1 pseudogene is annotated in these 1880 nt (G+C 71.6%); it reads left to right on the top strand.

Going from position 1 to position 1880, the window contains the following annotated elements:
• Positions 1–21: 21 nt before the first annotated feature.
• Positions 22–1880, top strand: a pseudogene (locus ACGFIZ_RS34180) (hypothetical protein); the annotation flags it as partial.

Below are 1880 nucleotides of genomic sequence, written 5' to 3'. Positions count from 1 at the left end.
GTCCGGGAAGGTCACGGTGGCGTGGCGGCGCGGTACAGGGTGACCGATCCGGGTCCGCCCCGGCAAGCATTGCCGGCCCTTCCCGCGGGCAGCCAATGGGTGCGCGACCCGGATGGGGCCCGGACGCTGTTCAACCAGCACGCCAGCCACATCGCCACCACAACGCAGCAGCAGGAGGAGCAGCCGCTGCGGCAGTTGTGGAACGCCCTAATCGACCGTATGGACGGCGACGGGCTCATCACCGTCAGCGAGTCTACCCTCGCCTCGGCGGCATCCACATCGCAGCAGACGGTGCATAACCGGATCGTGGCATTGCGCGGCCGTGGTCTGCTGCAGCTGGTCCGGGAAGGTCACGGTGGCGTGGCGGCGCGGTACAGGGTGACCGATCCGGGTCCGCCCCGGCAAGCACCGGTGCCGGGCCCTGCCCCCGGACCGGACCGCCCGCAGCAGGGTGAGGACCTGTCCTGGCGGTACCACGGGGATACGTCGCCGATGCCCGGGCCGGTACCTGCCCCACCGGCGGACACGGATCTGCCCGGGCTGCCCGGGCCGCTGGACGACCCGAACGCCCCCACCGCGCCGTCCTGGCCGGCGGGGTGGGCGGGACCGGCGTGGCCGAATCCCGACATTGATGTGACCGCCGGGCACGGTGCCGGGATGTCCACCAACTTCGGCCAGCCGCACATCGACAATCGGGGGGCCGGCGAGGGCAGCGGGAACCCCGGCGCCTGGGCCACCTGGCAGATGGACCCAGCCGATCTGCTCAATCTGCTCCATCCGGCGTGGGTCGGCCCGCCCACGGCCCTGGACACGGAACCCGACCCCGGGCCGCAGCCGATGGATCCGCCCCTACCGCAGGCCCCGCCCGGCCCGACATCGTGGTCGCAGCCCAGCGGCGACCAGCCCAGCCAGTTCCCAGGGACGCAGTCGTTCCCGCCCGGACTGGGCGTACAGGATCCGGCACCTCCGTTGCCGATGCCCGGGCCGGTACCTGCCCCGTCGGCGGGCACGGGTCTGCTGCCTGGGCTGCCCGGGCCGCTGGGCGACCCGGACGTCCCCACGGCATCGTCCTGGCCGGCGGGGCCGGCCGCGTCGTCCTGGCCGGAGGGGTGGCCGAATCCCGGCAGTGGCGTGACCGACGGGCACTACGGTGCTGCGATGTCCACCGACCCCGGCCAGCCGCGCATCGGCAGTCAGGCCGGCGAGGGCAGCCGGAACCTCGGCGACTGGGCCACCTACCAGGGGACGGACATGGGCTGGGAACCATACCCCGCACCCTCCCCAGCGGTGACCCGCACCGACGCCGGCACTCTCCCCGCCGGCGACACCCTCCATCACCCGGCCTACGAGCCACCCACCCCCGCCCCACTCCACCCCAACCAACCCCAACCCCAACCCACTGCGGGCCGCCAGGTGAGCGACCCGGATGGGGCCTGGACGCTGTTCGAGCAGCACATCGGCCACATCACCACCACAACGCAGCACCGGGAGCAGCCGCTGCGGGAGTTGTGGAACGTCCTGATCGAAAATATGGACGGCGACGGGGTCATCACCGCCAGCGAGCCAGCCCTCGCCCGTGCGGCACGCGCAAAGCAGACGGCGGTGCATAACCGGATCGGGGCATTGCGCGACCGTGGTCTGCTGCAGGTGGAGCGGGAAAGTCACGGTCACAGGGCGAATCAATACAAGATGATCGATCCGGGTCCGCCCCGGCAAGTATTGCCGGCCCCTCCTGAGGGCTGCCAGTGGGTGCTCGACCGGAATAAGGCCCTGACGCTGTTCGACCAGCACATCGGCCACATCACCACCACAACGCGGCTGGAGGAGCAGCCGCTGCGGGAGTTGTGGAACGCCCTGATCGACCAGTTGGACGGCGACGG

The sequence above is a fragment of the Micromonospora sp. NPDC048830 genome (assembly GCF_043198215.1).
In the GTDB taxonomy this organism is placed as follows: domain Bacteria; phylum Actinomycetota; class Actinomycetes; order Mycobacteriales; family Micromonosporaceae; genus Micromonospora.
This window is presented reverse-complemented; position numbering and strand designations above follow the sequence as displayed.